We start from the raw sequence: 4,850 nt of genomic DNA on the forward strand, positions 1-4,850 counted from the left end.
CCCCAGTATTTTATTTACAGTGCTTATTTATCATCTAAACATTAAATAAAAATTCATAAATGGAATTCAATTATTCATATTCAATCATAAAATTAGCCGTTGCATTAAACGTCCCAGGTTTTAAATCAACATCTTTATTTCCCCAAGAAAGCAACTGCACATAAACAGTAAAATCGAGTACATTTGTACCCGAGACTAAACGAATCAAGCTACTTGCTTGATTAATGGGTAAAAATTGCCCTCTTTGCTCAAACCCGATGGCAATACCTTTAGCCTGACTACTGCTGGCCAGAGCAAGCAAGCCATTCTGATCACCAGCACCCAAAAAAGTGACTTTTATGCTATCAGCAATGGTTGGATCACACTCATCCAGATGTATCTGCAAGCTTGTTCCTTGCGTGCGTCCATCTCGCAATAGATCGTTATTAATAATATCGCCAAAATTAACATATAGATTTTCTTCACCAGAGCGCAGAGAGCAAGCTGGCCCCATAACTTCTGCTGTCATTGTCATCGTGAGGTTTTGGCTACCAGCCTCTGCAAATGGCTGAATGAAAATGGCTAATAAGAGTATTAATCTAGATAAAAGTCTATTGTGGTTAGCTAAATTAATGATGTGATGTAAACGGCGCCTCACCATTACCTCCTTAGTTGGAGTTCTTTCCAATAATTAAACTACAACCATTATTATTACATTGGTAGTTTAACGTTCGGTGACCACCAAAATCATCCACATAAGTAAAACTAGGCGTCTTACCCAGCCTAGCCGCATCGACATTTACAGTAGCGCGACTGTGAGGGGAAATCATCACTGGTTGGAAATCGTCAACTTGGTTTGCCTTGCTTCCATTTGAGCCAGCAACAATGGTTACATAATAGGGGGTTGGGTTAGTCAGTTGGTATTTATCACCGATTTTTTGCAATGTGACTTTATTTTGCCAAGGCGATTGGTTATGGCTAGCTTCAGTCAATAAACTCGCCGGACGGTAGAAAAATTTAATACGAGTTTGCAACGCTAGTTGCAAACTATTAGGTTTGTCACTGCGGGGAGGAATCTCTCTCAAATTAAAATAAAACAAAGTCTCTTTATCTTGAGGCAATAGAGAAAAACCTGATAGAGACTGAATCTTAACTAAACTCTCCATTCCGGGCTCTAAACGTTGTATTGGAGGTAGAATTGTAAAGGGGCTATTTATCTTTTTACCATCCGCATCTTCTAACCAAGCCTGCGCTAAATATGGCAATGTGGTACTGTTGTTGCGAATGTTTAGACTCATCGATTTTACTTCACCCGGGTATATAACCCGAGTGCGATCTAAAGAAATACTCGCATATGCCTGATTGACAAGTAGGAGAAGTAATAAAGTAAGCGTGTAGTACCGTTTTTTATTCATATCATTTTATCTCAATATATTTAAAGGCTAATAACCAATTCAAAAGTAAGTAATTATTGGCAAGATAGCTTTCCAATCGTATCCGAGTCGGGTAACGGAGAAGGCAACTGCAATCGACAATACTGCGCATTATCCCTAACTACATTTACCATTTCATCCTCATGAAGCCCCACTAAATATGTCATACCACCTTCACCTACCATTCCTAACAGTTGGCCTTTGTCATTAAATACCTCTGATGCAAAGAGTACGTGTTTACCATCGGATCGGAATAACTCGAACATACGACGACTACCCGACAACATGTCAAAGTGTCGATAGCCAATAGCTCCTTCGCTCAAAGTTCCTATTGACACCGGAGTTCCAATAGGATCAACATCCTCGCCCAGCCTATCGACATCGATACTAACGCGCTGCCGATAGCTACTTGCTACATCGGTTAATACAGCCTTACCATTTTTATCTGTAAAAGTATCTAATCCCCCAGCATGTATCGGAACACCGCTTTCACCATCAGTATCGACCATGATCCGACTTCCTCCTATTGTGGTAGTCCGGTGTATTGCAGCGCCTTTACTGGTAGCGGTAATTCCACCTCGAAGTGAGAGACCAATTGCTGTGGATCCTTCCGTTGTGTGGCTAACGTTGGCTGTGGCTGTTGTTTTGTCACCATTGTAAGTATAGAACCCACTGACATTTTCACCGTTGGATGAAGTGGAAGCTGTTAATGAATAACTGCTGCGTTCATCAAGCTGACTGTGCAGACTAATGCTATGGCCCATTTCCCCACCACTAGAAGAGCTTCTATAACTAATAGATTTATTACCACCCAAAGGTATTGAAATATTTAAATACACACCATTGTCAGCACGACTGTTCTGTTTATTGTGATAAGCACTCAATGATGCATTAAGTTCGCTCCAATCCATGAGACTAAACTCTTTAGATAGTGAGAGGCTCAGACGATCACTATCAACATCATGCCAATAGGATTGATGGCTATAGTCCATGTAAGCAGCTAAATGCTCTCCCTTGAATTGCTTGCTCAGTAATATACTGTATATCTCTTTTGACTCACCGAAATACGGTCGGTCTATCTGTTTACTCTCCATGAACTTGTTCATATTCATAAAATCTCTATCAGAGAATCGATAGCCAGCGAACGCGACTTGGCTATCATAACTCTCGAATATCTTAGAGTAGTTGATTCGATAAGAGCCACCACTTTTCGTTTCTTCTGAAAGTTGAGCGCGAGATTCTGTAATATCAAACGAAATAGCACCAAACTGAAGTAGATCTCGCCCCACACCTACGGATAGGGCTGAATAACCATCAGCAAACAAGCCCCCACCAAGCAGTGACCAACCATTATTGACTCCCCAAGAAAACTCAGCACTAGCAAAAGCAGGACCGTCTAGTTCATGTACTTGGCTGCTGGCCTTACCGCTGTTAAATTTGTAACGCAAAGAGCCAGGGCGAGATAAATATGGAATGGTGGCCGTATTAACTTGAAAGCTCTGTACTGAACCGTCTTGCTCTTCCACCCTAACGTCAAGTGTCCCACTAATTGAACTACTAAGATCTTGAATTCTAAAAGGTCCAGCAGCAACTTGAGTCTCATAAATAACCCGTCCGCTACTAGTAATCACCACCTTAGCATCGGTTTTAGCAATCCCTACTATTTCAGGTGCATAACCACGCAAATTTGGTGGTAATAGGTTGTCATCTGTGTTTAAAGATACGCCAGTAAATTTAAAGCTATCGAACAAAGAGTCATTAAGGTCTAGCTCCCCTAACATTAGTTTCGTATTAATATCAGGTAATGATCGATAAGTGTAAACATGGTTTATATTGAAGTCACTTTCAACATTTTCTATGCCTTGTTTATCTTCATGCTGATAATGACCTTGCCAATCAGCTCTTAACCGCCAAGCATCTATATTAATACCTGCTACGCCGTAGCTACTAAGATTAGTTCTCTTAATACTGGTCGAGTTAACATCCTGCACGTTAATACCATAGTCGAGCAATGCCCCATTAACACCATTATCCCAGTAAGAGGCTGGCTCCCAATACTGATTGACATAATCTCGATAGACTTGAGGAATAGATATGGTGAGAGTATCTTTGTTAACTTCACCCTTAATCACGATACCTTTAAGAACTTTCGGGTTGTAACAGACTGAATCCTTTTGAGTAGCTATTGTAGGGCTTGATAATAAATGTTTGAGTTCAGAAGTCTTTAAACCTAAATCATTAGCTAAACTAGCCGTTAAGCAAAGCTGTGAATCTTTATCTTTCTGATCATAGAAATGGACATTACGCTCACCAATTAGCGTATTATTGACCACAACTTGCATAGTGTAGTCACCAGGAATGATGTAACCAGGTTTGCCAAACACTCCTGATTCAATAGTTTCTTTATCCTCGATATCAAGAAGATCTGTGTTAAATTCTATTTCGCTGGCATAAGTAATATTTATCCAAATAATAAAAAACAAATAAAATATCACAGATAATAGATTTTTTTTCATCAGATATTCTTAATAAAACCCATCTTAAAATGACAGGCATCCGTGCCCGTCAATACTCATAGATATAATCTAACTTATAGAATTACTGGTAGCTCATGACGAAGTTTGCTGTAGCTGAGAAATCACCTGGAGTGGCAGTTTTACCTTCCTCTAGATTACTGACTAATTTAGCACCGAATTCTAGAGTATTATCTCCAGCTACCAGATTAATAGCCTTGGATGCAGTTCCTAAATCAACATGTGAACCATCTCGTTGACTAACTAACGCGATAGATGCACCTTTTGCAGTACCATGCATTGCTAAATCTTTTGTGTTCACTGTATCTGCATCACCAGTAAAGATCACAGACGCTGTCTTAGCTGTGTCTACAGAACAAGATTCGAGGTGGATTGCGAATGGACGAACTGGAGTCTCTCCAATACCTTCCAATACATCATTAGAAATCTGCCCCATATCAACTGTCTGCTCACTATCTCCAGGGACAATTGAACACGGCGCACTAAGAATTGATCCTACAAATTTTATTTCGCCTTGACCAATATTGTTCGCACCGGCTGCAAGTGTAGAAGCAGATAACATCATCAATGCAGAGGCAATAATTGTTTTTTTCATTTTTTTAATCCTAATAATTTAAACTATATAAGCTTAAGATAAGTAAGCCTGACTTTATTTATTAATAAAAACTTAACCACTTAAATTGAAATTACCCCATACTGATTACAAGCCATTAAGCACAAGCCATTTCAAATAAGTGGATTTATTTTAAGCTAAAAAAACAAACTCTCAAAATACTTAAAATTCAAGAATAAACACCTTAAAAACAATAGGATACATATAATTAGATAAATAAAAAAACATCAAACGAAATAAAAAAAATCATTTAAACAACAAGAACAGGTAATATCTCACACCATATAGTAT

Annotated in this window: 4 protein-coding genes; all 4 read right to left on the reverse strand. The window is 38.9% G+C overall.

The window, feature by feature from the left end:
- Positions 1–70: 70 nt before the first annotated feature.
- Positions 71–640 (reverse strand): fimbrial protein, encoded by a 570-nt coding sequence (locus AACT21_RS06635; RefSeq protein ID WP_217898741.1) that lies wholly within the window; start codon positions 638–640, stop codon positions 71–73.
- 7 nt (positions 641–647) lie between these two features.
- Positions 648–1,394 carry a fimbria/pilus periplasmic chaperone gene (locus AACT21_RS06640; protein WP_094163995.1) on the reverse strand — a complete coding sequence of 249 codons (747 nt, stop codon included), beginning with the start codon at positions 1,392–1,394 and terminating at the stop codon, positions 648–650.
- A gap of 53 nt (positions 1,395–1,447) precedes the next feature.
- Positions 1,448–3,928, reverse strand: a complete 2,481-nt coding sequence (locus AACT21_RS06645; RefSeq protein ID WP_094163996.1) for a fimbria/pilus outer membrane usher protein — start codon at positions 3,926–3,928, stop codon at positions 1,448–1,450.
- A gap of 82 nt (positions 3,929–4,010) precedes the next feature.
- Positions 4,011–4,541: a fimbrial protein gene (locus tag AACT21_RS06650; protein ID WP_094163998.1), complete on the reverse strand. Its 531-nt coding sequence runs from the start codon at positions 4,539–4,541 to the stop codon at positions 4,011–4,013.
- Positions 4,542–4,850: the final 309 nt, after the last annotated feature.

This window comes from Vibrio sp. V08_P9A1T1, from assembly GCF_963874405.1.
GTDB classification, from domain to species: domain Bacteria; phylum Pseudomonadota; class Gammaproteobacteria; order Enterobacterales; family Vibrionaceae; genus Vibrio; species Vibrio anguillarum.